Origin of the sequence: Rhodanobacter sp. OK091, assembly GCF_900142825.1 — a bacterium.
Classification (GTDB): Bacteria; Pseudomonadota; Gammaproteobacteria; order Xanthomonadales; family Rhodanobacteraceae; genus Rhodanobacter.
This window is the reverse complement of sequence record NZ_FRCH01000004.1, coordinates 168,101-194,094: the sequence shown is the minus strand read 5'-3', so window position 1 is coordinate 194,094 and position 25,994 is coordinate 168,101. Positions and strand designations below refer to the sequence as shown.

Sequence of the window (25,994 nt, the reverse complement as noted above, 5' to 3'; positions counted from 1 at the left end):
TAATAAAGGCTAACCCCCTCGGTGCAGCCCATGTCCCCGCAGTATCCAGACAATTCAGATAGGGTCCCGGCGCTCGTCGTCGACAATCTACGCAAAACCTACAGTAATGGCGTCGAAGCGCTGAAAGGCATCAGCCTGACCGTGCAGCCCGGCGATTTCTTCGCCCTGCTCGGCCCCAACGGCGCCGGCAAATCCACCCTGATCGGCATCCTGTCCTCGCTGGTGAACTCCAGCGGCGGCGATGCGAAGGTATTCGGCGTGTCGGTCAACCACGACCGCAGTGCGGCGATGCGGCTGATCGGGCTGGTGCCGCAGGAGATCAACTTCAACCAGTTCGAAAAGCCGTTCGACATCTGCGTGAATGAAGCAGGCTTCTACGGCATCCCGCGCAAGATCGCTGCCGAGCGCGCGGAAAAATATCTGAAGGAGCTGCGCCTGTGGGACAAGGCGCAGATGCAGGCGCGCACGTTGTCCGGCGGCATGAAGCGCCGACTGATGATCGCCCGCGCCATGATGAACGAGCCGAAGCTGTTGATCCTCGATGAGCCCACCGCGGGCGTCGACATCGAAATCCGCCGTTCCATGTGGCAGTTCGTCAGCGGCATCAACGCGGCCGGCACCACGGTGATCCTCACCACGCACTATCTGGAGGAAGCCGAGTCGCTGTGCCGCAATATCGCGATCATCGACCACGGCTCGATCATCGAGAACACCACGATGAAGCGGTTGCTGGCGACGCTGGATGTGGAGACGTTCGTACTGGATGTGGCGACGATGCCTGACCAACTGCCGAATCTGCCCGGCGTCACCTTGCGCCGTCGCGACGAACACACGCTGGAAGCCGAGATGGCCCGCTCGCACGACCTCAACTCGCTGTTCGCGACACTGTCCACGCACGGCATCCTGGTGACCTCGATGCGCAACAAGACCAACCGGCTGGAGGAGTTGTTCGTGCGGCTGGTCGAACATGGTCGACAAGAGCCGGGTCGCAATATTCAATCCCCTACCGGCAAGGAGCAGGCCGCATGAGCAACACCGCCGCCAACCTGGTCGCTCTCAATACCGTCGTACGCCGCGAAATCGTGCGCATCATGCGGATCTGGACGCAGACGCTGATCCCCCCGGCGATCACCATGACGCTGTACTTCGTCATCTTCGGCAAGCTGATCGGCAGCCGCATCGGCAACATCGAGGGCGGCTTCACTTACATGCAGTACATCGTGCCCGGCCTGGTGATGATGAGCATCATCACCAACAGCTACGGCAATATCTCCAGCTCGTTCTTCGGCGCCAAGTTCAGCCGCGCGGTGGAGGAGATGCTGGTGTCGCCGATGCCGAACTGGGTGATCCTGCTCGGCTACGTTTCCGGCGCCGTGGTGCGCGGGCTTGTCGTCGGCATCCTGGTCTTGCTGATCGCCTTGTTCTTCACCGACCTGCACGTACTGCATCCGCTGATCACGTTCGCCTCGGTACTGCTGGGCGCCACGATCTTCTCGCTGGCCGGTTTCGTCAACGCGATCTACGCGAAGAAATTCGACGACATCGCGCTGGTGCCCACCTTCGTGCTGACCCCGCTGACCTATCTGGGCGGCGTGTTCTATTCGGTGAACATGCTGGGCGAACCGTGGCAGGCGATCTCGCGGGCCAACCCGATCCTGTACATGGTCAACGCGTTCCGCTTCGGCGTGCTCGGCATCAGCGACGTGCACGTGGGCGTGGCGTTCGCGGTCATGCTCGCGTTCGTGGCCGGACTGTCGATCGTGGCGCTGCAGCTGCTGAAGCGCGGCATCGGGCTGCGGTCTTGAGAGCAGAAACGAGTGGAGAGGAGTGAGAAATGAGTGAAAGCCGCTACCTGCTTCGCTCCACATACTCTCTCCTCACTCCTCTTCACTCACTCCTCGTCTAATGCGCGTCAACAAATACATCAGCGAAGCCGGCCTGTGCTCGCGCCGCGAGGCGGATGAGCTGCTGCTCGCCGGCCGCGTCAGCATCAATGGCGAGGTCGTCGGCACGGGCGCCAAGGCGCTGGAAGGCGACGAGGTGCGCGTCGATGGCGAGATCGTGCGTGCGCGCATTCTCGCGGCCACGCCGGCCGCGAAAAAGGCCGTGTACATCGCGCTGAACAAGCCGGTCGGCATCACTTGCACCACCGACCACGGCGTCGACGGCAATATCGTCGATTTCGTCGACCATCCGCAGCGGATCTTTCCGATCGGGAGGCTGGATAAAGACTCCGAGGGGTTGATCCTGCTGACCAGCAACGGCGATATCGTCAACGAGATCCTGCGCGCGGAGAACGGGCACGAGAAGGAATACCTGGTCGCGGTGAACAAGGCCGTCACCGATGAATTCCTCGCCGGCATGGCCAAGGGCGTGCGCATTCACGGCCAGATGACCCAACCCTGCCGCGTACGCCGTATCGCCAAGTTCGGCTTCTCGATCGTGTTGACCCAGGGCTTGAACCGGCAGATACGCTTGATGGCTGCCGCGTTCGGCTACCGGGTGACCCAGCTGCGCCGCGTGCGCATCGTCAACGTGAAGCTGGCCCACTTGAAGGTCGGGCAATGGCGCAATCTCACCGAGGCGGAGCTGAAAGGCCTGCTGCCCGGCCGCACGCAATGGTGAGTCGCGACTGGTGGCCTTACGCCGCCGGCAGGCTTTGCAAGTCCCAGCGCGGATAAACCTGCACCGATGCGTCCTGATGCTGGCCGCTGGCCAGCCGGATCGCCCCCGCCAGCGCGATCATCGCGCCGTTGTCGGTGCAGAAATCCAGTCGCGGGAAATAGGCCTGGAAACCATCCTTCACAGCGGCCGCCGCCAGCTCGCTGCGCAATCTCCGGTTCGCACCGACGCCGCCAGCGATCACCAGCCGCTGCGCGCCGCTGGCCTGCAGGGCGCGGCGGCACTTGATGATCAGCGTGTCCACGATGGCTTCCTCGAACGCGCGGGCGATGTCGGCGCGGGTCTGTTCGCTTTGATCGGAATGCTGCCAGGCCAGCAGCACCTGGGTTTTCAGGCCCGAGAAGCTGAAATCCAGGCCGGGCCGGTCGGTCATCGGGCGCGAGAAGCGGAATGCGCCCGGGCGGCCCTGTTCGGCCAGTTTCGCCAGCGCCGGGCCGCCGGGGTACGGCAGCCCCATCATCTTGGCGGTCTTGTCGAACGCCTCGCCGGCGGCGTCATCGAGGGTATCGCCCAGAATCGTGTACTGGCCGATCGCCTTCACCTCGACCAGCATGGAATGGCCGCCGGACACCAGCAACGCCACGAACGGCGGCTCGGGCGGGTTGTCCTCCAGCAGCGGAGCCAGCAAGTGACCTTCCATGTGGTGCACACCGATCGCCGGCACACCTAGCGCCCAGGCCAGCGCGCGCCCGGCCGAAGCGCCTACCAGCAAGGCCCCGACCAGGCCGGGGCCGGCGGTATACGCCACGCCGCCCAGGTCCTGCGCGGTCAGGCCGGCCTCGGCCAGCGCCTCGCGGATCAGCGGCAGCAGCTTGCGTACATGGTCGCGGCTGGCCAGTTCCGGCACCACGCCACCGTAATCGGCATGCAGCTTGATCTGGCTATACAAGGTATGCGCCAGCAGCCCGCAGCCGGGCGCCTCCGGCTCCCAGCGCAGCAGCGCCACGCCGGTTTCGTCGCAAGAGGTTTCGATGCCCAGCACGGGGCCAATGGCGGGCTTGTTCACCGGCTTTGAAAATTCTGTGATATCCACGGTATAATTCGCGGCTCGCCCTATTTGACAGTCCCGTACAAGCGGGCAGATTACCACTCGGAGTTTCCATGCCCAACGTAAAAGTTCGCGAGAACGAGCCGTTCGAGATTGCACTGCGTCGTTTCAAGCGTACCTGCGAGAAGGCCGGCGTCCTGGCTGAAACGCGCAAGCGTGAGTTCTATGAGAAGCCGACCCAGGAGCGCAAGCGCAAGCGCGCTGCCGCGGTGAAGCGTCACCTGCGCCGTCTGTCGCGTGACGTCTCGCGCAAAGTCCGCCTGTACTGAGTTTCCCCCGGTCCATCGCCCGCCGATGGATCATGCAGCGCCCCGGCGCCGCGCATAACAGGAAACACGGTAGGCGCGGGTTCTCGCAGCCACCGCAAGCACTCGGATTCGAACTGGCCGGTGTTGTCCGCAAGACAACGCCGGCTTTGTCGTTTCCGTAGAATGGTTTTTCCTCGCCGCACCGCCCCACCTCGGAGGTCCCCGCCATGACACTCAAGCAGCAGCTCACCGAAGACATGAAAACCGCCATGCGCGGTGGCGAAAAACATCGCCTGGGCGTGATCCGGCTGATGCTGGCGGCGATCAAGCAGCGCGAGGTGGACGAGCGGATCGAGCTGGATGACGTGCAAGTGCTGGCAACGCTGGAGAAGATGCTCAAGCAGCGGCGCGATTCGGTCAGCCAGTTCGACGCCGCCCACCGCGAGGACCTGTCGGCGATCGAACGCGCCGAGATGGTGGTGATCGAGACCTATTTGCCAGCCAAGCTGAACGAGGCGGAGATCGATGCATTGATCACCGCCGCCATCGGCGAGACCGGTGCCAGCTCGGCCCGTGACATGGGCAAGGTAGTGGCTGCGGTGAAGGAAAAGGCCGCCGGCCGCGCCGACATGGCCGTGGTATCCGGCAAGATCAAGGCCAGGCTGGCCGGCTGAGGCTTCAGCGCGTCCGGGTCGCCAGCAGGATCAGCACCAGCGTCAACAGCCCGGCGACCACTGCCAGCGCCATGCGCCGGCGCTGGCGACGCAGCTGCTGCCAGTTCGCCAGATCCAGGAAATAACGCCCCTCGCCCGGGCAACGCAGCACCGCGTGGCCCACGAGCTGGTGCCAGGCCATGCCCGGCTTCAGTCCCAATTGCTCGGCGGTGCACGCCGTCGCCGCCGTAGTCGCGGCTGCCTGTTCGAACGTACGCACGAGCGCCCGCTGTTTGTGCACCATCACCGCGGTGATCACCATGCTCGATCTTCCTGTCAGCCCGACCATGCAGCTTGCCGGCCGCTGTCGTTGACGGCAAGTCCGCGATGCATTGCTTTCACGTCCGGTCCGCTACAAATCGGCACATGGCTCGCCGGATGTTCTGCTACCGCGCGGCCACTCATCGCCGCGGGAGACACGCATGCTCAAGTGGGCCATCATTTTCGCCATTGTTTCGCTGATTACCGGCTGGCTTGGTTTCGGCTCGGTTTCCGGCGTGACCGCAACCATCGCCAAAGTGCTGTTCGCGTGCTTCGTGATCTTGTTCCTGCTGGCGGTGCTGGCAGTGATCGGGGTGATCCACCTCCTGTAGCCAGCGCCAACGTCCGGCAGCTGTCGGGAATGTAGACTAGGCCGTTATGCGCGGCCTGATTCCCGACAGCTTCATCGATGAACTGCTTGCTCGCGTCGACATCGTCGACGTGATCGAGCGGCGGGTGCCGCTGAAGAAGGCGGGGCGCGAGTGGACGGCGTGCTGCCCGTTCCACAACGAACGCTCGCCGTCGTTCTATGTCAGCCCGGCCAAGCAATTCTTCCATTGCTTCGGCTGCGGCGCGCACGGCAGCGCGTTGAAGTTTCTGATGGACTACGAGCGCCTGGAATTTCCCGATGCGGTCGAGGAACTGGCGCAGACGGTCGGCCTGAAAGTGCCGCGCGAAGGCGGTCGCGAGGCCGCACCGCGTGAGGACAAGACCGATCTCTATGCGCTGCTGGACGCCGCCGCGAGCTGGTACGAAGGCGAGCTGCCGCGCAACGCCGACGCGCAGGCGTATTGCAAAAAGCGCGGGCTGGACGCGGAAACGATCAAGCGCTTCCGCCTCGGCTGGGCGCCGGCCGGCTACGACGGTGTGATCAAGTCGCTGGGCAACAGCGAGCGGCGCATGCAGCTGCTGAACGAAGCCGGCATGGTCGCCAGCAGCGAGCGCGGCAGCAAGTACGACCGCTTCCGCGAGCGGCTGATGTTTCCCATCCTCGATCGCCGCGGCCGGGTAATCGCGTTCGGCGGCAGGGTCTTGAGTTCGGAGCAGTCGCCGAAATATCTGAATTCGCCCGAGACACCGCTGTTCCACAAGGGCCGCGAGCTGTTCGCGTTGTGGCAGGTCAAGCAGGCCAACGCGAACCTGCAGCGGATCGTGGTGGTCGAGGGCTACATGGATGTGATCGCGCTGCACCAGGCCGGGCTGCCGATTGCGGTGGCCACGCTGGGCACGGCGACCACGCCGGAGCACACCGAGGTGCTGTTCCGCGCCGCGCCCGACGTGGTGTTCTGTTTCGACGGCGACCGTGCAGGCCGCGCTGCCGCGTGGAAGGCGCTGGAGTCCGCGCTGCCGCGGCTGCGCGATGGCCGCCAGGCGTATTTCCTGTTCCTGCCCGATGGCGAGGACCCGGATTCGCTGGTGCGCAAGGAAGGCAGAGATGGCTTCGAACAACGCATCAAGCAGGCGATGCCACTGTCGGATTACTTTTTCAACGAGCTGTCGCACGACGTGGAGATGGGCAGCCTCGACGGCCGCGCGCGGCTGGCCGAACGCGCCCGTCCGCTGATCGCGAAACTGCCTGACGGTGCGTTCCGCGACCTTATGGCGCAGGAACTCGAAAAACGCAGCGGTGCCCGCGCCATGCTGCAGGCCGACCCGGCCGCGCATCGCGCCGTGCAACGCCCGGTGGCGGTGCAGCGCAGCCTGGTCCGCAGCGCGATCTCGCTGCTGCTGGCGCAACCCGGGCTGGCCGATCTGGTGGAGAAGCCTTATCGCTTCCTGGGCCTGGACAAGCCCGGCGTGGGACTGCTGGCCGAACTGCTCGACATTGCGCGATCGCGCCCCGGCATCAATTCCGCAGTGCTGGTGGAACACTTCGCCGAGCGGCCGGAATATCCGTCGCTGCAGAAACTGATGGCGGCGTTGTCGGTGGGTGAACCGGAAATCCAGCGGCTGGAGTTCATGTCGGCACTCGAGCGCATGGAGCACCAATCGCTGATCCAGCGCCGCAACTCCCTCAGCGCTCGGCGCGATCAGCTCAGCGATGCTGAGAAGGCGGAGTTGCGCACGCTATTGCCGCTTCGCGAACAGATGAGCAGCAAATCATGATTTGCAGCGTCACGGCGAATCGTCGGCCGTCACACTTCGCGGCCGACGCAGGGAACTCCGCACATGAGGCATGGACATAGATGGATCTGCTGCAGCATCTGATCACGATCTTCGCCGAGAACGGCTACATCGCGGTGTTCATCGCGCTGATGATCTGCGGCGCCGGCCTGCCGTTGCCGGAGGACATCACCCTGGTCGCCGGCGGCGTGATCGCCGGACTCGGCTACGCGAACGTGCATGCGATGTTCGCACTGGCGATGTTCGGCGTGCTGCTGGGCGACGCCGGCATCTTCCTGCTTGGCCATCATTACGGTGCGCGCATCCTGCAGTGGCGCTTCGTGGCGCGCGTGCTGACCCCTTCGCGCTATGCCATGGTGCAGGAAAAATTCGCCCGGTACGGCAACCGCATGCTGTTCTTCGCGCGCTTCCTGCCCGGCATGCGTACCACGATCTACCTCACCGCCGGCACCACCCATCGCGTGTCGTTCCTGCGCTTCCTGTTGATCGACACCCTGGCCGCGCTGATCAGCGTGCCGTTCTGGGTGTATCTGGGTTACTTCGGCGCGGACAACCACGAGTGGCTGGTGATGTGGATCCAGCGCGGCCAGAGCAGCCTGTGGGCGCTCGTCGGCGTCCTTTCGCTGACCCTGCTGGTGTTGTGGTGGCGGCATCGGCGCCGCGCGCGCTGCGAGCAGGATTGAGTTACCCGCATGTCGTTGCAGCGCTTTCGCCCGGACAATTTCACCCTCACCCTGCTCGCCACCGTGATACTGGCCTCGCTGTTGCCGTGTCGCGGCGAGGCGGCGCGGGTATTCGACTGGATCACCGACGCCGCGATCGCGCTGCTGTTCTTCCTGCACGGCGCCAAGCTGCCGCGCGCGGCGATCGTGCAGGGCATCGCGCACTGGCGGCTGCACCTGACCGTATTGGCCAGCACCTTCGTGCTGTTTCCGCTGTTCGGGTTGGCGCTGCAACCCATCGGGCACGCGTTGCTGACGCCTGAGCTTTATCTCGGCGTGCTGTTCGTCTGCGCGCTGCCATCGACGGTGCAGTCGTCGATCGCGTTCACTTCGATCGCCGGTGGCAATGTGTCGGCCGCGGTGGTCAGCGCCTCGATGTCGAACCTGATCGGCATCGTGCTGACACCCTTGCTGGTGGGCGCGCTGCTGGCCAGCCATGGCGAAATCGGCACATCGTGGCGGGGCGTGCTGGATATCGTGCTGCAGTTGCTGCTGCCGTTCGTGCTGGGCCATCTCGCGCGGCGCTGGATCGGCGGCTTTGTGGACCGGCACAAGCCGCTGCTGGGATTCACCGATCAGGGCACCATCTTGCTGGTGGTCTACACCGCATTCAGCGCGGCGGTGGTCGAAGGGCTGTGGCGCAACACACCGGTTTCAGCGTTGTTGTGCACGCTGGCGGTGTGCGCACTGCTGCTGGCACTGGTGATGACGACGATACGCTGGAGCGCACGCCAGCTCGGTTTTCGCCGCAAAGATGAAATCGCCATCGTGTTCTGCGGCTCGAAGAAGAGCATGGCCAGCGGCATTCCGATGGCCAGGATCCTGTTCGCCGGCCAGCTCGGCGGCCTGGGCGCGCTGGTATTGCCGCTGATGATCTTCCATCAGTTGCAACTGATGGTGTGCGCGGTAGTGGCGCGGCGCTATGCCGCGCAAGGCGATCATCCCATCGCGCAGGACAGTCGCGAAGCCGATTGAGCAGGCTCCGCTCAGCCGCGGCCGAAGAAGGCGGCGAATGCCTGGACCGTGCGTTCGATATCGTCGTCGCCGATGTCCAGATGCGTTACCAGCCGCAGTGTGGGCAGGTAGCCGATGCTGATGCGGATGCCGGCCTCGCGCAGATGGACGTCCAGATCGCGCAGGCGTTCGGCCGGCACGTCGATGAAGACCATGTTGGTGTATTGGCCAAGCAGGTCGATGCCGGCAATCTCGCGCAGGCGGCCCGCCAGATATTCCGCGCGATGATGGTCGTCCGCCAGCCGCGCCACGTGATGATCCAGCGCATACAGACCGGCCGCCGCGAGGATGCCGGCCTGGCGCCAGCCACCGCCGGCGACCTTGCGCCAGCGGCGTGCCTTGTCGATCAACGCGTGCGAACCGACCAGCACCGAACCCACCGGCGCCCCGAGTCCCTTCGACAAGCATATCGACACCGTGTCGAAATGCCGTGCAATCTCGCGCGCCGGCACACCGCACGCCACCGCGGCGTTGTACAGGCGGGCGCCGTCCAGGTGCAGGCCCAGCCCGTGCGAACGTGCCACGTCGTGCGCGGCGGAGAGGTAATCCAACGGCAGCGTGCGGCCGTGCCAGGTATTTTCCAGCGCCAGTACGCGGGTTCGCGCGAAGTGCGGATCGACCGGCTTGATCGCCGCCTCGATGCTTTGCAGCGGCAGCGTGCCGTCGGCGGCATGCACGATGGGTTGCGGCTGGATCGAGCCGAGCACCGCCGCACCGCCACCCTCGAACTTGTAGGTGTGCGCGTCCATGCCGACCAGGTATTCGTCGCCGCGTTCGCAATGCGCCAGCAGCGCCAGCAGGTTGGACTGGGTGCCGCTGGGCACGAACAGCCCGGCGTCGAAACCGAGCTCGTCGGCCAGTCGCTGCTGCAACGCGTTGACCGTGGGATCTTCGCCGTAGACGTCGTCGCCCACCTCCGCCGCCAGCATCGCCGCGCGCATCGCCGTGGTGGGCCGGGTTACCGTGTCGCTGCGCAGATCAATCACGTGCATTGCCGATCCTTTAGTCTCTGTCTGAACCCGGTGCCTCGATATGGCGGCGGCCGGCCGATGTCGCACCGGCCGTCTCGCTCAGGCGCTTCGTCGGAAATACAGCCACGCCGCCAGCGCCAGTATCGAGGCCGGCAGCAGATTGGCCAGCAGCGGCGGCATGCCGTAGACCGTACCGAAATTCACCATCGCCTGCTGCAGGAAATACCAGCCGATCGCCAGCAGCATGCCGATGAACATGCGCTTGCCCAGGCCACCGGAGCGCAGCGTGCCGAACGCGAACGGCATCGCGCACAACACCAGCACCAGCACGTTGAGCGGATATAGCGCTCGGCCCCAGAAAGCCACCGCGTAACTGCCGGGGCTTTCGCCGTTGCTTTCCAGATAATGCATGTTGCGGCGCAGGTCGCGCATGGAAAGGTATTGCGGCTGGATCACCGACTGCGCCAGCACCTGCGGATTGAGACTGGACTGCCAGGGCTGGCTGGCCAGGAGAGTGGTATGCGTGCCCTGCACATCGAGCGTGGTGCTGCGTACGTCTCGCAAGATCCATTGCCGGCCGTCGTGTTCGGCGGTCTTCGCCCATTCGAAGCGACTGAGCTGGCCATCGTCGGTGAAGGTGAACACACGCACGTCGCTCAACTGCACCGTGCTCAGGCCATCATGCCGTTTCAGCGACGTGCCGCGGGCGTTGATGAAGCTGTTGCCGTCGCGCGCCCACAAGCCGCTGTTGGTGCCCATGCCGAGGTCGGCAGATTTCATCCGCAGCTGCATCGTCTGCGCCTGCTGATCGCCCCAGGGTGCCGCCGTCTCGCCGAGGATCACCACGCCGACGATCAACACCGCCACCACGCCGACCGCCGATCCCGCGATGCGCAGCCGCGACATCCCGGCCGCGCGCAGCGCGGTCAGTTCGCCGGTGCCGGCCAGGCCGCCCAGGCCGAGCAGGCCGCCGATCAACGCGGCATTGCCGAACATCTCGTAGGCGCGGCGCGGAAACGTCACCAGCACATAGACGACCGCATTGCTCAGCGTGTAGCCATGCTTGCCGACGCTGCCGAGCTGGCGCAGGAATTGGGTCACCGCATCGAAGCCGGTCAGCACCAGCCATACCATCAGCAGCGAACCGAGCACGCTCATCGCCACCAGCCGGTCGACCCGCTTGATGTTGAACACGCTCATATCCACGCGCCCGCTTTCGGCTGCCGCACCTTGCGCGGGGAGTACTGCTTCCACAGCATCCAGCCGGCCATCGCCAGCACCAGCGCATGCAGCGCCCACAACGGCGCTTCGCTGTGCCAGTGGCCCTTGCCGATTTGCGCGCGGCCGAGCGCCAGCAGCAGGTAATAAAGATAGAAGCTGACGACCGCCAGCAGCAGGCGACCGTACTTCGGCTCGCGCGGACTCTGCCGCGACAGCGGCAATGCCAGCAGCAGCAACACCAGGGTCAGCGGCGGCGCATTCGCGCGCCAGGCAAACTCGGCCTGATCATCCGGATCGTTCGACTGGGCCAGGGTCCAGCTGCCCTTGGAATGCGCCGGGTCGTCATCGTCGTCGGCCTGCACGCTGGAGAGCGAGGTGTCGTTGCGCTCGTACCGCATCTGCCGCCAATTGTCGGTGCCCAGCGGAATTTCGTATTGCCAGCCGTTCTTGAACGCGATGAAACGGCCGTCGCCATTGCTCTCCTGATATAGCTCGCCATTGGTCGCGTTGACGACTTTCAGATGCGGCGGCCCTTTCTTGTCTTCGCTCTGGGTGGCGACAAACGTGCGACCCAGCTTGCTGCCATCGCGGCTCAGGCTGTCGACGAAGATGATGCCGCCCTTGCCCGGCAGGTTGGTGAAACGACCCGCATCCAGACCGGCGGCGATCACCGAACGGTTCGCCGCGGCCACCATCGCGTCGCTGGTGCGCACGGCCCACGGCCCCAGCCACAGCGATACCAGCGCGGTGATCGACACCAGCACCACGCCCAGGATCAGCACCGGCCGCAGCAGGCCGCGCGGCCCCATGCCGGAGGAGGCCAGCACGTGCATCTCGCTCTCGCGATACATCCGGCCCAGCCCCATCAGCACGCCGATGAAGCTGGCCAGCGGCATCATGTTGGTCAATCCGTCCAGCGTGCGCAGACCCAGCACCTGGAACATCACACTGGCCGGAAAACTGCCGTTGGCGACCTGCTGCAGCACCTTGGCAAACGCGCTGCCAGCCACGATCACCAGCAAGACCACCACAGTGGCGGCCACGGTCTGCGCCAGCTCGCGCAGGAAATAGCGGTCGAGAATGCTCAGCATGCGATAAACTTGTCCGCTTACCCACCGCACCCGGTCGGGCCGGCAAACCGCAAGTCTAGCCTGTCCGGCCGCTGCCGGGCCCATACAGGAATTACCCCGATGACACTCCAGTTCAGCCTCGGCACTGCCGCTCCTGAAACCGTCGATACCGCCTGCGTGCTGGTAGGCGTGTACGAACACGGCATGCTGACCAGTGCCGCGGCACAACTGGACAGCGCGGCCGGCGGACTGATCAAGCACCAGGTGGAGAGCGGCGACATCAGCGGCAAGGCCGGCAGCAGCACGCTGCTCTTTGCGCCTGCCGGGGTCACCGCCAAACGCGTGCTGGTGGTGGGCCTGGGCACCCAGAAATCGTTTGATGCGGCACGTTTCCAGAAGGTGAACATCGAAGCGGCACGCGCGCTGGGCCGCCTGCCTGTGGCCGATGCGGTGTCTTATCTGACCGAAGTGGATGTGCCGGGTCGCGACAGCGCGTGGCGCGTGCGGATCGCCGCACTGGCCAGCGACTACGCCGCTTATCGCTACACCGCCACGTTCAAGCCACGCGACAAGAGCAAGCAGCCGGAGTTGGCCGCGCTCACCTTCGCCTCTGGAGCCGACGCGCAGGCCGGCCTCGACCAGGCCGTAGCCATTGCCGAGGGCGTGCGCTTCGCCCGCGAACTGGCCAACCTGCCGCCGAACATCTGCAACCCGGCCTATATCGCGGCGCAGGCGCAGGCCTTCGCCGACGCGCAGGACAAGGTTAGCTGCAGCGTGCTCGATGAAGTCGCGATGGAGAAGCTCGGCTTCGGTTCGCTGCTTGCCGTGGCGCGCGGCTCGATCAACAAGCCGCGGCTGATTGCGCTCGAGTACAAGGGCGGCAACGACGGCGACAAGCCGTACGCATTCGTCGGCAAGGGCGTCACCTTCGACTCCGGCGGCATCAGCCTGAAGCCCGGCGCCGGCATGGAGGAGATGAAGTTCGACATGGGCGGCGCGGCCGGCGTGCTTGGCGCATTCGTCGCCGCCGTGAAGATGGGCCTCAGGCTCAACCTGGTCTGCGTGGTGCCGAGCGTGGAGAACATGCCCGACGGCGACAGCTACCGTCCCAGCGACGTGCTGACCAGCCTTTCGGGCCTCACCATCGAGGTGCTCAACACCGATGCCGAAGGCCGGCTGATCCTGTGCGACGCGCTAACCTGGACCGCGCAGACTTTCCAGCCGCGGGCGCTGATCGACGCCGCCACGCTCACCGGCGCCTGCGTGATCGCGCTGGGCAAACATGCCACCGCCCTGATGAGCAAGCACGACGACCTCGCCGCCGAACTGCTCGCCGCCGGCGAAGAGACGCTCGATCGCGCCTGGCGCCTGCCGTTGTGGGACGACTATCAGGCGCAACTCGAATCCGGTTTCGCCGACGTCGCCAACATCGGCGGCAAGAGCGCCGGCGCGATCACTGCCGCCTGCTTCCTGTCGCGCTTCACCGAAGGCCAGCGCTGGGCGCATCTGGACATCGCAGGCACCGCCTGGGATGAAGGCCGCAAGGGCCTGGCCACCGGCCGGCCGGTCGCGTTGCTGGCGCAGTGGCTCATAAATCAGCAGTGAGTCGAGAGGAGTGAGAAGCGAGTAAGCATCGAGCCGCTACACTCGTTTCTCACTCCTCTCCACTCGCTCCTTGCCCTATGCCCCGAGCCGACTTCTACCTGATCGACAAGCCACGCTTTCGCGAGGAGCCGCTGCTGCTGGTCTGCGAGCTGACGAAGAAGGCGTTCGCGGCGCAGCAGCCGACCCTGATCCTGACCCGCGACTACGCCCAGGCCGAAGCGATCGACGAGCTGCTGTGGGCGTTCGACGAAGACGTGATGATTCCACACCAGCTGGCCGGTGACGACGACGATGCGGCGACCGCCGTGCTGATCGTGCCGCCGGGCATCGACACGACCGACCGCCCGCTGCTGATCAACCTGCGCGAGACCTGCCCTGCAGGTCGCTATCAGCGCGTGCTGGAAGTGGTCGCGGCCGACCCGGCCGAACGCGACGGCTCACGCCTGCGCTGGCGCGAGTACCAGCGGCTCGGTTTCGAGCTACACAAGAACGACATGTAACTCAGACCGGATCGGTCACCGGCGACGAGGCGGCCGACTGCAGTCGCGCCAGCGCCGCACTCAGTTGCTCGCCGCTGAGCGGCTTGCGCAGGAAGTCGTCCATTCCCGCGGCCCGGGCGCGTGTCTCGTCCTCGCTGCCCGAGCGCGCGGTCACCGCGATGATCGGCAGGTGTGTGCCGGCCTGTTCGCGCTGCCGGATCAGCCGCGCGATCTGGAAGCCATCGACACCAGGCAGATCCAGATCCAGCAGTACCGCCTCGAAACTCGCCTGCGCCAGTTCGGCCAGCGCCGCCAGCCCGTTGGTGACGTGCACCACGCGGTGGCCTTCGCGTTCGAGCAGGCCGCGGATCACCGCCGCCACGATGGTGTCGTCCTCCACCAGCAGCAGCCGGTAGCGCCGGTCCGTGGTGGCGTCTGTCGAGGGCGGCGGCGCAGCCGTCGCCGGTTCGGCCAGCGGCAGCCGCACCCGGAACGTGCTGCCGTGCGCGAGACGCGATTCCAGCTCGATGCTGCCGCCCATCATGTCGACCAGCTCGCGGCAGATCGCCAGACCCAGTCCGCTGCCGGCGCGACGCTGCGGACCGTCCGCCTGCTCGAAGCGCTCGAACAGGCGCGCCTGGCTGGCCTCGGGAATGCCCGGACCGGTATCGCTCACGCTGAACAGCAAGCCGTCGGGAGTGCGCTGCGCGCGCAAGGTGACGTGGCCGTGCTCGGTGAACTTCAAGGCGTTGTTCGCCAGGTTCAACAACACTTGCTTGATCCGCAACGCATCGCCCAGCAGGTGTCTGGGCAGGTCGTCCGCCACGTCCAGCACGAAGCGGATGCCCTTGGCATGGGCCAGGCCTTGCTCCAGCTGCGTCACGTCGTCGAGCAGCTGGCGCGGATCGAACACGGCCGGCTCCAGCTCCAGCTTGCCGGCCTCGATGCGGGCCAGGTCCAGCGCGTCATTGAGCAACTTCAGCAGCATGCCGCCGGAGCGCTGCATGGCCTGGGTGTAGTCGTGCTGCAGCGGACTCAGCGGCGTGCTCAGCAACAGCTCAGCCATGCCCATCACGCCGGTCATCGGCGTGCGGATCTCATGGCTCAGCGTGGCCAGGAACTGCGTCTTCGCCGCGCTCGCCGCTTCGGCCATCTGCCGCTGCTGTTCGACCATCTCCACATGGTGGCGTCGCGCCAGCCGGCGGCGCCAGATTCCGAGGCCGAGCCATACCGCCGCAAGCAGCAGCAATACATAACCCAGCCATGCCCACCAGCGCGTCCACGGCGGCGCCTCCACCTCGATCTCCAACGGCTGCGGCAGACTCACCCACCGGCCATTGGCGCCGGCTGCCTGCACTTCCAGCGTGTAGCTGCCCGCACTCAGTCCGGCGAATTCGCGCTCGCCATGATTGCCGGTGGCCACCCATGCCGTATCGAAACCGCGCAACTTGAAACGGTAGCGATTGGCGGCCGGATCGACATACGAAAACAGCCGCGCCGCCACATTGAAGCCGCGATCCTTCCAGTCCAGCCGGACCGCCTCTTGTCCGAACGGCAGCGTCTGCAATCGGCCGTGGCGGCGCACACTGATCTGGGTGATCGCCAGCGGCGACATGATGGAGTGATCGCGTATCCGGTCCGGATTGAAGCCCACCACGCCCCCGAGCGTGGGCGCATACAGGTTGCCATCGGGCATCAAGGCATAACCGCGCGAAAACTCGCCGTTGGCCAGGCCATTCTGCAAGCCGAACGACTGGAACCGGCCATGCTCCGGATCGAACCGCCACAGCCCGTCGCGGCCGAGCAGCCACACCCGTTGCAGCGCGTCCACCTGCACGTCGACCACGTTGATCGACGGCCAGCCAGCTGCCGCATCGACCGTGCGATCGAGCACCAGGCCGTCGCCGCGATAGCGGTAATGCTCCAGTCCGTCGGAGCGCACCATCCACAGCCCGTCGGGCGCGAAATCGAAAGCATTCACGGTACGGTCGTTGAGCACGCCGGGGACCGCCTCGAAGCGATCATGCTGCGCGTTCATGCGCAACATGCCGCCATCGTTGGCATACCAGAAGACGCCGCCGTGCAGGGTCAGCTGGTTACCCCACAGCACTCGCTGATTGGGCTGTTCCATCGGTACCCGGGTGACCGCGAGCGTGTCCTGATCGACCCGGAATACGCCCTCGCCGAAGCTGCGTGCATACATCTGGCCGTCAGGCCCCAGTTCCACTTCCAGCGGATGTTTCAACTGCTGGTTATTCGGATCGGCCTGCTCCGGCGGCTTGCCGTTGGTGTAACGATAGAGTGCGCCTCGCACGGCGATCCACAGTCGCTCGTGCTCGTCCTGGGTCATTCCCAATACGTCGCCGCGCAGACCGGACAGCACGTGCTCGACCTTGCCGGTACGCGGGTCGAGCTTGTCGATACGGCCATCGCGCTCGCCGACCCAGACCCGCCCGTCGCGGCCACGCGCCATCGCCGTGACGATCGAGTCGCGCAGGCTGGCCGGGTCATCGGGAATATGCGTGAAACGGCTGGTGTCGTCCCAGGTCGGTGCCAGATAGGCCACGCCGCCATCCAGCAGAGTCACCCACAGACCGCCCTCGTGATCGGTCAGCATCGACCATATCCAGGTGCCGGGCAGGTTGCCGTTCAGCACCGGCTGGTTGGTCACCGCCAGCAGCGGGGCGTCCGGCTGATTCTGCAGATACAGGCCATGCTGCGTGCCGACCCACAGCCGGCCGGCGGCGTCGCGGACACTGCTGAATATGTTGCCCTGTGGAAGCCCGGCCGCGGCGAGCGGACGCGCCACGTCGTCCTTGCCCACCAGCAACAAGCCGCTGGTGGTGGCGATGCGCACCTCGTCGCCATTGCCGTTGATGTACCAGGAGTCGATCGGCACGGACGTGCCCAGCTGCGACACGCGATGCATGTGGCCGTCGCGGTCGCGGCGGAACACGCCACGACCGCTGCCGATCCACAGCTGCTGTCGGGCATCGACATACAACGCGGCGACCAGGCCGAACGCGGCCGGATCGCTGCCCAGCAATTCATTGGCCACATGGTCGAAGCTGCCACCGTCCGGCCGCATGCGATCCAGCCCCTTGACCGTGCCGACCCACACGCTGCCGTCGGCGCTCTGTGCGATCGTCCAGACTTTGTCGCTGCTCAGGCTGGACGGATCCTTCGCATCGTGCGCCCAATGCGTGAAGTTGCCCGTAGCCGGGTCGTAACGATTCAGCCCGGCTTCCAGCCCGGTCGCCCAGAGCCGGCCATCGCGATCGAACAGCAATGAGGCGATGCCGTTTTCGTACAGCGAGCCAGGATCATCGGCGGAGTGGCGAAGCACCTTGAAGTCGACGCCGTCGTAGCGGGCGATGCCGCCCTTGGTGCCGAACCACATTGCCCCATCGCGATCCTGCGCGACCGCATAGACGGTACTGCTGGGCAGGCCGTCGGCCGTGCCGTAACGTCGGAATTGCGGCGTCGGCAACAGGCTGGCGGACGAGGTGGTGACAGCCGGCGGCGACACGGATGCAGCCGATGCCGGAGCGGTCAGGCCCAGGGCCACACTCAGCCATACTGCTGAAAACATCCGCTGCGCTCCCCCCGAGCTCTCCGTCTCCGACCCGTCGTGATCCTGCGCAATCGCGTAGACGGTGCCGGTGGCTGTCCCGACGGGGTTGATGATGCCAAAACCCCTGTCTTGGCGCGAGCGCGGCGCAGCCACCATGCCTTCACGCGCAATTGTCCACCGGTGATTCGTCGTTGCTCACGTTTCGCGCCAGTGCCGCGCTCAGCTGCTCGCCACTGAGCGGCTTGCGCAGGAAGTCGTCCATTCCCGCGGCCCGGGCGCGTGTCTCGTCCTCGCTGCCCGAGCGCGCGGTCACCGCGATGATCGGCAGGTGTGTGCCGGCCTGTTCGCGCTGCCGGATCAGCCGCGCGATCTGGAAGCCATCGACACCAGGCAGATCCAGATCCAGCAGCACCGCCTCGAAGCTCGCCTGCGCCAGCTCGGCCAGCGCCGCCAGCCCGTTGGTGACGTGCACCACGCGGTGGCCTTCGCGTTCGAGCAGGCCGCGGATCACCGCCGCCACGATGGTGTCGTCCTCCACCAGCAGCAGCCGGTAGCGCCGGTCCGTGGTGGCGTCTGTCGAGGGCGGCGGCGCAGCCGTCGCCGGTTCGGCCAGCGGCAGCCGCACCCGGAACGTGCTGCCGTGCGCGAGACGCGATTCCAGCTCGATGCTGCCGCCCATCATGTCGACCAGCTCGCGGCAGATCGCCAGACCCAGTCCGCTGCCGGCACGACGCTGCGGACCGTCCGCCTGCTCGAAGCGCTCGAACAGGCGCGCCTGGCTGGCTTCGGGAATGCCCGGACCGGTATCGCTCACGCTGAACAGCAAGCCGTCGGGAGTGCGCTGCGCGCGCAAGGTGACGTGGCCGTGCTCGGTGAACTTCAAGGCGTTGTTCGCCAGGTTCAACAACACTTGCTTGATCCGCAACGCATCGCCCAGCAGGTGTCTGGGCAAGTCGTCCGCCACGTCCAGTACGAAGCGGATGCCCTTGGCATGGGCCAGCCCCTGCTCCAGCTGCGTCACGTCGTCGAGCAGCTGGCGCGGATCGAACACGGCCGGCTCCAGTTCCAGCTTGCCGGCCTCGATGCGGGCCAGGTCCAGCGCGTCGTTGAGCAACTTCAGCAGCATGCCACCGGAGCGCTGCATGGCCTGGGTGTAGTCGTGCTGCAGCGGACTCAGCGGCGTGCTCAGCAACAGCTCGGCCATGCCCATCACGCCGGTCATCGGCGTGCGGATCTCGTGGCTCAGCGTGGCCAGGAACTGCGTCTTCGCCGCGCTCGCCGCTTCGGCCATCTGCCGCTGCTGTTCGACCATTTGCATGTGATGCCGCTGCGCCAAGCGTCGGCGCCAATGGCGCAGGATCAGACCCACCACGGCAGCAAACAACAGCGCATAGATGATCCACGCCCACCAGCGTACCCAAGGCGGGGCCTGCACATGGATGCTGATCGGTGTGGCCAGCCCGACCCAGCGATCATCTGCGCCGGCTGCCTGGACTTCTAGCGCATAGTCGCCCGCGGCAAGTCCCGCAAAGTCCCGCTCACCGCGGTTGCCCGCATCGACCCAGCCGCTGTCGAATCCGTTCAATCGAAAGCGGTAGCGGTTGGCCGCGGGATTGATGAACGAAGCGAGCCGTACACCCACGCGCAGATCACGATCGCGCCAGCCCAGCTGCACTACCTTGCTGTCGAGGGCGATGGCGCGCACTTCGCCGGCACGCTGCACGCTGAGATACGCCAGCGACAACGCCGGTAACGAGCCGGCCTTCTCGGTTTGCAGCAACCGTTCGGGCTGGAACGCCACGACGCCGCCGCTGCTGGTGGCAAACATCATTCCGCTGGGCGCCATGGCGGTCGCGGCTCCGTCGAAATTTGCATTCGACAGACCATGCGCAGGGCCAAACGACTGGAAGCGGCGCGTGTGCTGATCGAACTGCCATAGGCCCGGATTGGCAAACACCCATAACCGGCCCCGACTATCCACCCGCAAGTCGCGCAGATCGGATTTGAGCTGCTCGTGACTGAGGTCGACGCTGTCATCGCGCACCGCACGCCCGTCGGCATACCGATAGTGTTCGAGCGCCGAGCCATTGGTGGCCAGCCAGAAGCCCGTCGCATCGAAGGCGAAAGCAACGATCTCCTGTCGCGGCACGCCTTGTACGAAAAGCAGCTTCCCGTCCTTGTCGTCCCGGTGCAACAAGCCGCCCTCGCTCGCATACCAGAGGCCGCCGGCATGGAAGGTGAGTTGATCGGGACGCAAAATGCCGTCGCCGCCCTGCTCCATCGCCACCGGCGCAATCGCCAGGCTGTCGGGGTCGACGACGAATACACCTTCGTTCCATGAAGCGATATATATCCGTCCATCGTCACCGGCACAAAGCAACACCGGCCGCGTCACCCGAGCATGGCCGAGATCGATCGAAGTGAGCTTGCCCCGATTGAGCATGCCCTGCTCGAGCCGGCTCTGATCAAGCCTGCCCTGATCAAACCGGCTCTGATCAAACAAGTTGAGTTGCGGCGGGTTGTCGATCCACAGGCGACCCCGCGAATCCTCTGCCAGTGACACGACCTGCCCTTGTACGCCCTGCACGACATGCTGCACCCGGCCGGTAGCCGCATCCAGCTTGTCGATCCAGCCATCGTTGCCACCCAGCCACAACTTGCCGTCGCGACCCATGAGAATCGTCGACGCCGCAATACCGGTCAGGCTGCCGGGATCGTCCGGAATGTGGGTGAAGCGGGAGAACCCGCTCCATCCCGGCGGCAGGTAGGCGATGCTGGACTGCTCGAAGGTAATCCATAGCCCGCCTTCGCCATCGAGCGCGGTCTGCCATGTCTTGTTGCCCGGCAACCCACCCGACAGCAGCGGTTGACCGGCGATCCGCTGCAGCTGTCCATCGCCCTGATCCACATCGGCGAGGCCCATATCGGCGCGGCCCAGCAGCACGCCATCGGCCGTCCCGATCCACAACCGCCCCGATGCGTCACGGGTACTGCTCATGATCCGTTGCGATGAGAGCTGCCGGCTCGCCAGCGGTCGCGCCACGCCATCGGCGCCGATGATCAGCAGACCGCCGGTCAGCGACACCCTGATCTCGCCGTGCCCACCGTCGATGCGCCAGGTCTTGCTCAGGTCGCCGCGAAACGAGGGATCCACCGGCACCTGATGCGTAGCGCCGTCGGGCTCGCGCAGGTACAAGCCACTTTCCGCGCCGATCCACAGGCGACCATCGGCCCCGGCAAACAGCGCCCGCGTCTGGCCGAACGAGGCGGAGCGTTTCCCACCAACATCCAGCGGCACGTGGTCGAACCCGCTTCCATCCGGTCGCATGCGATCAAGGCCGCTTTCGGTGGCCACCCACAAGCTGCCGTCGGCCGTCTGCGCCATGCCCCAGACTTCGTCGCTGGCAAGGCTGGCCGCCTGCTTGTCGTCATGGGTCCACTGCCGGAAGCGCCCACTCTTCTGGTCATAGGCAATCAGGCCGGTCGAAATGCCGCCGGTCCAGACCCGGTTGTCGCGATCGATCAGAAGCGAATACGTGGGGTTGGCAGGCAAGGAGTTCGGATCATCCGTCGCATGCCGGAACACCTTGAAGCCGACCCCGTCGAAACGTACCAGACCACCGGCCGAACCAAACCACATCAAGCCGTTGTGGTCCTGTGCCACGGCGTAGATCGCCCCGCTGGGCAAACCATCCGTCGTCTCGTAGCGCCGGAACTGCGGCGTCGGCAGCGGACCGGGCATCTGTGCGCCGCGCACCACCGGCGCAGCCCGGGTATCCGGCGCGAGCGCGAGCACGACCAGAGCCATGCCCAACAGCCATGCCGACCACCTGAAACCGCTCCCCATCCAGCTTCCCCACGAACCGCTGTCGCGAAACCCGCACAGCTCCGGTCGAAGCTGTGTCACTCCAATTCACGATAGTGCCAAAACCGTGACACCGGTGCGAGCGGAGTCGGCCCGAAGAAGCTCGCTAGAATGCGTGCATGTCCCGACGCCTGCGATTGCTGTTCTCCGCGCTAGCCATGGCCGCGTTGCTATGGCTGCTGTTCGCGGCCGCCGAACGTGCGCTGGCATTGGCGCAACGCTTTCTCGCGTTGCCGACGTGGTTGCAATGGACGCTTGGCGGCATCCTGGCGATCTTTGCGGCGGCCGGATTGAGTGTGCTGTGGTGGCTGCTGCGGCCGCGACGCAAACGGCGGCCGATGCCGGCGCCCGACCGCGGCAGTCTGGAGCAACGCATCCACCAGTTGCGCGAACGCGGTGCCGATACCGGCGTGCTGACGACCGAACTGGGCGAACTCGATCGACGCCGCGCCAGCGCGCGCGTCTACGTCGCGTTGTTCGGCGAAATCTCCACCGGCAAATCGAGCCTGATCCGCGCACTGGCGCCGCACGCCCAGGTCGCCAGCGACGCGCGCGGCGGCACTACCCGGGAAGTCGGCCATTACGACAGCCAACTTCCCGACGGTCGCACACTGGTGCTGGCCGACGTACCCGGCAGCCGGGAAGCCGGTGGTGAAACCCACGAAACCATGGCGCGCGAGGAAGCACTGCGCGCGCATGCCGTCATCTATCTATGCGCCGGCGATCTCAACCGCGGCCAAGGCGACGAGCTGCGCTGGCTCGCCGATTTCGGCAAGCCGCTGCTGCTGGTCTTGAACAAGGCCGATCAGTGGACATCGGTGGAGCGCGAACAGCTGCTGGCCCGCCTGCGCCAGCAGTCGCGCGGCATCGCCAATGCGGTACTGGCGATCAGCGCCGGCGGCAGCGAGCGCTATCAACGCCTGCTCGCCGACGGCAGCACCGAATCGGTCGAGCGCCAGCGGAAGCCCGCGATCGAACCGCTGCTGCAAGCGCTGGCCCGGCTCACAGCACCCGGTGCCGAAGGCCTCGAAAACCTGCGCGAAAACGCCGTGCTGGCCGGACTGCACCAACGCACAGGCACACTGGAAACGCGGACCCGCGCCGAGGAGGCCGAGCGCATCGTGCGCAAATATGCGCGTCGCGCGATCGTCGGCGCGCTCGCCGCGGTGGCGCCGGGCAGCGACCTGGTGATCCAGGGCGTACTCGCCACCGGCCTCACCCGCGCACTCGCCGAGCTATACGGCGTGAAAGTCAGCGACGTGCAGATCGACGACTTCGTGCAACAGGCCAGGCTCACCTTGCGCACCGGCACGTCGATCGTACTGGCTGTCGCCGGCAATGCATTGAAGGCCTTCCCCGGCCTCGGCACCCTCGGCGGCGGCGTGCTGCACGCCTTCGCCTACGCGCTGATCTTCGATTCGATGGGCCGCGCCCTCGCCGCCTCGCTGGCCGAACGCCACACGCTCGACCAGCTCGATGCCGGCGCCCGATTGAAGGAACTGCTCGCCGATACCGGCAGCACCCGCTTGCGCCAACTGGCCGCGCTGACCGTGGACGCTGCGCGCGAACGCAACAGCGTGGATTACAGCCAGCGCCCGTAGCGGCGCATGTAAAGCAATTTCATCAGCTGGGTCAGCACACAATACGTGAACACGGTTAGCGCCACCCAGCCGAAGTACACCGGCGGCAACGCCACCATGCCGAACTTCGCGCCCAATACGGTGAAAGGCAGCGCCATGCCGACCAGGATGGCGGCAACGGTCAAGGCCAGCACCGGCGCCGAGGCGATGCTCTGCAGGAACGGGATCTTGCGCGTGCGGATCATGTGCACGATCAGGGTCTGCGTGAGCAGACTCTCGACGAACCAGCCGGTCTGGAAGAACGCCTGGTGCTCGGGCGAGTTCGCACCAAACACATGCCACAACAGCCAGTACGTCGTGATGTCGAAGATCGAGCTGACCGGGCCGATCCACACCATGAAGCGCCCGATGTCGCTGGCGTCCCACTTGCGCGGCTTGCGCAGGTATTCCTCGTCCATGCGGTCGAACGGGATCGACAGCTGCGAGGTGTGATACAGCAGGTCGAGCACCAGCAGCTGCAACGGCAGCATCGGCAGGAACGGCAGGAACGCGCTCGCCACCAGCACCGAGAACATGTTGCCAAAGTTGGAACTGGCGGTCATCTTGATGTACTTGATGATGTTGCCGAAGGTGATGCGTCCTTCGATCACACCCTCCTCCAGCACCATCAGGTTCTTTTCCAGCAAGATGATGTCGGCCGATTCTTTGGCGATATCGGTGGCGGTATCCACCGATATGCCCACGTCCGCCTCGCGCAGTGCCGGCGCGTCGTTGATGCCGTCGCCGAGAAAGCCGACGGTGTGTCCCTGACGCTGCAGCGACTTCACTACGCGGGCTTTCTGCAGCGGCGACATCTTGGCGAACACCGTGGTGCGCTTGACCAGCTCGTCCAACTCGGCGTCGTCCAGCGGCTCGATGTGCTTGCCCTGCGCGGAGTGCTCCACGTCCAGGCCCACTTCACGGCAGATCTTGCGCGTCACCGCTTCGTTGTCGCCGGTGATCACCTTCACTTCGACCCCGTGATGGCGCAGCGCCGCGATGGCGGTGCCCGCGGTATCCTTCGGCGGATCGAGGAAGGCCAGGCAGCCCACGGCGATCAGGTCGCTCTCGTCGGCAACGCTGTAGGCACGATTGGACGGCGGCTGGCGCTTGATCGCCACCACCAGCACACGCAGACCATCCTCGTTGAGATGGCGGGTGGTCGCCTTGATCTCGGCCCGCTGCTCGTCGGTCATCGGCAGGATCTCGTCGCCGGCCTTCGCGTACGCGCAGATCGACAGCATCTCCTCCACCGCGCCCTTGCATACCAGCAGCTCGGGGCCCTCGCCGTTGCTCACCACCACCGACATGCGGCGGCGCTGGAAGTCGAACGGGATCTCGTCGACGATACGGTAGTGCGCCGCGGTGGGTTCAAGGTTGCGATGCTCCAGCACCGCCTTGTCCATCAGGTTCTTCAAGCCGGTCTGGAAACGGCTATTGAGGTAGCCATATTCCAGCGCCTCCTCGGACTCCTCGCCATACAGGTCGAGATGCCGCTCCAGCACGATCTTGTCCAAGGTCAGCGTACCGGTCTTGTCGGTGCACAGAACGTCCATCGCGCCGAGGTTCTGGATCGCGTTGAGGCGCTTCACCACCACTTTCCGGCGCGACATGGCAATGGCGCCCTTGGCCAGATTCGCGGTGACGATCAGCGGCAACATTTCCGGCGTCAGGCCCACCGCCACCGACAACGCGAACAGGAACGCCTGCAGCCAGTCGTGCTTGTCCAGGCCGTTGATCACGAAAACAATCGGCACCATCACCGCCATGAAGCGGATCAGCAGCCAGCTGACACTCTTCACGCCGCGATCGAAGCTGGTCTGCACGCGCTGACCCGCTACGGTGCGCGCCAGCGAACCCAGATAGCTGCGCGAGCCGGTGGCTACGATCACTGCGGTGGCCGTGCCGCTGACCACGTTGGTGCCCATGTAGCAAACCGATGCCAGATCCAGCGGATTATCGGCATCATTCGCCCCCGGCGCGTTCGCCGCAGGCATATGCGACGGCGCGGACTTCTCCACCGGCAGTGATTCGCCGGTGAGGATGGCCTGACTGATGAACAGGTCTTTGGCGCTCAGTAGACGCAGATCGGCGGGCACCATGTCGCCCGCGGCGAGATGCACGATGTCGCCGGCGACGAGCTCGGCCACGGGTACTTCGATGCGCTCGCTGTGGCCGTCCGATGCGCGACGCGTCACCGTGGCGGTGTTGCGCACCATCGCCTTCAGCTTCTCGGCGGCCCTTGATGAACGGTATTCCTGGGTGAAGCTGAGGAACACGCTGATGCCGACCATCACCGAGATGATGGTCGGACCAGTCAGGTTCGTATGATCCGTGGCCAACTGCACGCAGGCCAGCACCAGCAGCACGACGATGAACGGGTTCTTGAAGGCGTGCAGCAGCTGCAGCGTCCAGTGCGGCGGCTTCTCGTGCGATACCTCGTTCACGCCGTCGCGATGCAGCCGCGTCTCGATTTGTTCTTCATCGAGACCCGCCAGGGTGGTTTCCAGCGCCGCCAGCAGCTCGTCGTTTGCGCGAAACGCCTCCTGCGCAACCGCCGCATGCACTGCTGCCGCACCCTTGCCCGCCGCCTTGACTGCGGTGGTCTGATTGGATTGCTTGTTCATGACTCGCTTCCGTGAATTCGCTGATACCTGTCGCCGGTGCGAGTCTGCGGAATCAATCCGCGAACCGCATCATCGCCGGTGCGCACGGCCGCATACGCGGCCGGAACCATGCCGCCACTGGCGGAGGCCACCCCTTGCATGACGTGATGGC

At 65.6% G+C, this 25,994-nt stretch carries 20 protein-coding genes; 12 read left to right on the top strand and 8 right to left on the bottom strand.

Annotated elements, in window-relative coordinates:
- Nucleotides 1–30: 30 nt before the first annotated feature.
- The 3 genes from BUA26_RS17375 (at nt 31) to BUA26_RS17365 (ending at nt 2,625) form a co-directional block, all read left to right on the top strand.
- Nucleotides 31–1,029: an ABC transporter ATP-binding protein gene (locus BUA26_RS17375; RefSeq protein ID WP_072762256.1), complete on the top strand. Its 999-nt coding sequence runs from the start codon at nt 31–33 to the stop codon at nt 1,027–1,029.
- Nucleotides 1,026–1,805, top strand: coding sequence for an ABC transporter permease (locus BUA26_RS17370; RefSeq protein WP_072762142.1), 780 nt, complete (start codon nt 1,026–1,028; stop codon nt 1,803–1,805). Before BUA26_RS17375 ends, BUA26_RS17370 begins: the two co-directional genes overlap by 4 nt.
- A 100-nt stretch (nt 1,806–1,905) precedes the next feature.
- Nucleotides 1,906–2,625, top strand: coding sequence for a pseudouridine synthase (locus BUA26_RS17365; protein WP_072762141.1), 720 nt, complete (start codon nt 1,906–1,908; stop codon nt 2,623–2,625).
- 16 nt (nt 2,626–2,641) lie between these two features.
- On the opposite strand, the gene tsaD is transcribed toward BUA26_RS17365, so the two are convergent.
- A complete protein-coding gene (gene tsaD, locus BUA26_RS17360; RefSeq protein ID WP_255368406.1) occupies nt 2,642–3,715 on the bottom strand; it encodes a tRNA (adenosine(37)-N6)-threonylcarbamoyltransferase complex transferase subunit TsaD in 1,074 nt (357 codons plus the stop codon).
- A 68-nt stretch (nt 3,716–3,783) separates the two neighbouring features.
- Here tsaD and rpsU point away from each other — a divergent pair, with 68 nt between their 5' ends.
- Together rpsU and BUA26_RS17350 are read left to right on the top strand one after the other, a co-directional pair.
- Nucleotides 3,784–3,999 carry a 30S ribosomal protein S21 gene (rpsU, locus tag BUA26_RS17355; RefSeq protein WP_007081639.1) on the top strand — a complete coding sequence of 72 codons (216 nt, stop codon included), beginning with the start codon at nt 3,784–3,786 and terminating at the stop codon, nt 3,997–3,999.
- Between the two features lie 206 nt (nt 4,000–4,205).
- Nucleotides 4,206–4,652, top strand: a complete 447-nt coding sequence (locus BUA26_RS17350) for a GatB/YqeY domain-containing protein (protein ID WP_072762140.1) — start codon at nt 4,206–4,208, stop codon at nt 4,650–4,652.
- A gap of 4 nt (nt 4,653–4,656) precedes the next feature.
- On the opposite strand, the gene BUA26_RS17345 is transcribed toward BUA26_RS17350, so the two are convergent.
- Nucleotides 4,657–4,953, bottom strand: a complete 297-nt coding sequence (locus BUA26_RS17345) for a hypothetical protein (RefSeq protein WP_072762139.1) — start codon at nt 4,951–4,953, stop codon at nt 4,657–4,659.
- Nucleotides 4,954–5,113: 160 nt separating this feature from the next.
- Here BUA26_RS17345 and BUA26_RS17340 point away from each other — a divergent pair, with 160 nt between their 5' ends.
- From BUA26_RS17340 to BUA26_RS17325, 4 genes are all read left to right on the top strand, one after another.
- Entirely contained in the window at nt 5,114–5,284 is a 171-nt protein-coding gene (locus BUA26_RS17340; protein ID WP_072762138.1) for a DUF1328 domain-containing protein, read from the top strand.
- Nucleotides 5,285–5,330: 46 nt separating this feature from the next.
- The gene (gene dnaG / locus BUA26_RS17335) at nt 5,331–7,058 is read left to right on the top strand and encodes a DNA primase (RefSeq protein WP_072762137.1); all 1,728 of its coding nucleotides are present in this window, start codon (nt 5,331–5,333) and stop codon (nt 7,056–7,058) included.
- Nucleotides 7,059–7,138: 80 nt separating this feature from the next.
- Nucleotides 7,139–7,759, top strand: coding sequence for a DedA family protein (locus tag BUA26_RS17330; RefSeq protein ID WP_072762136.1), 621 nt, complete (start codon nt 7,139–7,141; stop codon nt 7,757–7,759).
- A 9-nt stretch (nt 7,760–7,768) separates the two neighbouring features.
- Nucleotides 7,769–8,773 carry a bile acid:sodium symporter family protein gene (locus tag BUA26_RS17325; protein ID WP_072762135.1) on the top strand — a complete coding sequence of 335 codons (1,005 nt, stop codon included), beginning with the start codon at nt 7,769–7,771 and terminating at the stop codon, nt 8,771–8,773.
- An 11-nt stretch (nt 8,774–8,784) separates the two neighbouring features.
- On the opposite strand, the gene ltaE is transcribed toward BUA26_RS17325, so the two are convergent.
- From ltaE to lptF, 3 genes are all read right to left on the bottom strand, one after another.
- Nucleotides 8,785–9,804, bottom strand: coding sequence for a low-specificity L-threonine aldolase (ltaE, locus tag BUA26_RS17320; protein WP_072762134.1), 1,020 nt, complete (start codon nt 9,802–9,804; stop codon nt 8,785–8,787).
- Nucleotides 9,805–9,882: 78 nt separating this feature from the next.
- Nucleotides 9,883–10,983: an LPS export ABC transporter permease LptG gene (lptG, locus tag BUA26_RS17315; RefSeq protein WP_072762133.1), complete on the bottom strand. Its 1,101-nt coding sequence runs from the start codon at nt 10,981–10,983 to the stop codon at nt 9,883–9,885.
- Nucleotides 10,980–12,095, bottom strand: a complete 1,116-nt coding sequence (gene lptF / locus BUA26_RS17310) for an LPS export ABC transporter permease LptF (protein WP_072762132.1) — start codon at nt 12,093–12,095, stop codon at nt 10,980–10,982. Before lptF ends, lptG begins: the two co-directional genes overlap by 4 nt.
- A gap of 99 nt (nt 12,096–12,194) precedes the next feature.
- Here lptF and BUA26_RS17305 point away from each other — a divergent pair, with 99 nt between their 5' ends.
- Both BUA26_RS17305 and BUA26_RS17300 read left to right on the top strand, forming a co-directional pair.
- Entirely contained in the window at nt 12,195–13,679 is a 1,485-nt protein-coding gene (locus tag BUA26_RS17305) for a leucyl aminopeptidase (protein WP_072762131.1), read from the top strand.
- 77 nt (nt 13,680–13,756) lie between these two features.
- A complete protein-coding gene (locus tag BUA26_RS17300) occupies nt 13,757–14,179 on the top strand; it encodes a DNA polymerase III subunit chi (RefSeq protein WP_072762130.1) in 423 nt (140 codons plus the stop codon).
- Between the two features lies 1 nt (nt 14,180).
- On the opposite strand, the gene BUA26_RS17295 is transcribed toward BUA26_RS17300, so the two are convergent.
- Both BUA26_RS17295 and BUA26_RS17290 read right to left on the bottom strand, forming a co-directional pair.
- On the bottom strand, nt 14,181–17,750 hold the full coding sequence (locus BUA26_RS17295; protein ID WP_072762254.1) for a hybrid sensor histidine kinase/response regulator: 3,570 nt from the start codon (nt 17,748–17,750) through the stop codon (nt 14,181–14,183).
- Between the two features lie 142 nt (nt 17,751–17,892).
- On the bottom strand, nt 17,893–21,540 hold the full coding sequence (locus tag BUA26_RS17290; protein ID WP_072762129.1) for a hybrid sensor histidine kinase/response regulator: 3,648 nt from the start codon (nt 21,538–21,540) through the stop codon (nt 17,893–17,895).
- Nucleotides 21,541–21,716: 176 nt separating this feature from the next.
- Between BUA26_RS17290 and BUA26_RS17285 the strand changes: the two genes are divergently transcribed.
- On the top strand, nt 21,717–23,198 hold the full coding sequence (locus tag BUA26_RS17285) for a GTPase (RefSeq protein WP_072762128.1): 1,482 nt from the start codon (nt 21,717–21,719) through the stop codon (nt 23,196–23,198).
- On the opposite strand, the gene mgtA is transcribed toward BUA26_RS17285, so the two are convergent.
- The gene (gene mgtA, locus BUA26_RS17280; RefSeq protein ID WP_072762127.1) at nt 23,180–25,843 is read right to left on the bottom strand and encodes a magnesium-translocating P-type ATPase; all 2,664 of its coding nucleotides are present in this window, start codon (nt 25,841–25,843) and stop codon (nt 23,180–23,182) included. The two genes, BUA26_RS17285 and mgtA, sit on opposite strands and share 19 nt — an antisense overlap.
- Nucleotides 25,844–25,994 lie beyond the last annotated feature (151 nt).

Excerpts from the sequence above, each read along its gene's own strand:
- BUA26_RS17305 (WP_072762131.1), top strand. The coding sequence starts at position 12,195 with ATGACACTCCAGTTCAGCCTCGGCACTGCCGCTCCTGAAACCGTCGAT.
- BUA26_RS17375 (WP_072762256.1), top strand. The coding sequence starts at position 31 with ATGTCCCCGCAGTATCCAGACAATTCAGATAGGGTCCCGGCGCTCGTC.
- BUA26_RS17370 (WP_072762142.1), top strand. The coding sequence starts at position 1,026 with ATGAGCAACACCGCCGCCAACCTGGTCGCTCTCAATACCGTCGTACGC.
- BUA26_RS17300 (WP_072762130.1), top strand. The coding sequence starts at position 13,757 with ATGCCCCGAGCCGACTTCTACCTGATCGACAAGCCACGCTTTCGCGAG.
- rpsU (WP_007081639.1), top strand. The coding sequence starts at position 3,784 with ATGCCCAACGTAAAAGTTCGCGAGAACGAGCCGTTCGAGATTGCACTG.
- mgtA (WP_072762127.1), bottom strand. The coding sequence starts at position 25,843 with ATGAACAAGCAATCCAATCAGACCACCGCAGTCAAGGCGGCGGGCAAG.
- BUA26_RS17325 (WP_072762135.1), top strand. The coding sequence starts at position 7,769 with ATGTCGTTGCAGCGCTTTCGCCCGGACAATTTCACCCTCACCCTGCTC.
- BUA26_RS17285 (WP_072762128.1), top strand. The coding sequence starts at position 21,717 with ATGTCCCGACGCCTGCGATTGCTGTTCTCCGCGCTAGCCATGGCCGCG.
- BUA26_RS17330 (WP_072762136.1), top strand. The coding sequence starts at position 7,139 with ATGGATCTGCTGCAGCATCTGATCACGATCTTCGCCGAGAACGGCTAC.
- BUA26_RS17340 (WP_072762138.1), top strand. The coding sequence starts at position 5,114 with ATGCTCAAGTGGGCCATCATTTTCGCCATTGTTTCGCTGATTACCGGC.
- dnaG (WP_072762137.1), top strand. The coding sequence starts at position 5,331 with ATGCGCGGCCTGATTCCCGACAGCTTCATCGATGAACTGCTTGCTCGC.
- ltaE (WP_072762134.1), bottom strand. The coding sequence starts at position 9,804 with ATGCACGTGATTGATCTGCGCAGCGACACGGTAACCCGGCCCACCACG.
- BUA26_RS17295 (WP_072762254.1), bottom strand. The coding sequence starts at position 17,750 with ATGTTTTCAGCAGTATGGCTGAGTGTGGCCCTGGGCCTGACCGCTCCG.
- BUA26_RS17350 (WP_072762140.1), top strand. The coding sequence starts at position 4,206 with ATGACACTCAAGCAGCAGCTCACCGAAGACATGAAAACCGCCATGCGC.
- BUA26_RS17365 (WP_072762141.1), top strand. The coding sequence starts at position 1,906 with ATGCGCGTCAACAAATACATCAGCGAAGCCGGCCTGTGCTCGCGCCGC.
- lptG (WP_072762133.1), bottom strand. The coding sequence starts at position 10,983 with ATGAGCGTGTTCAACATCAAGCGGGTCGACCGGCTGGTGGCGATGAGC.
- lptF (WP_072762132.1), bottom strand. The coding sequence starts at position 12,095 with ATGCTGAGCATTCTCGACCGCTATTTCCTGCGCGAGCTGGCGCAGACC.
- BUA26_RS17290 (WP_072762129.1), bottom strand. The coding sequence starts at position 21,540 with ATGGCTCTGGTCGTGCTCGCGCTCGCGCCGGATACCCGGGCTGCGCCG.
- BUA26_RS17345 (WP_072762139.1), bottom strand. The coding sequence starts at position 4,953 with ATGGTGATCACCGCGGTGATGGTGCACAAACAGCGGGCGCTCGTGCGT.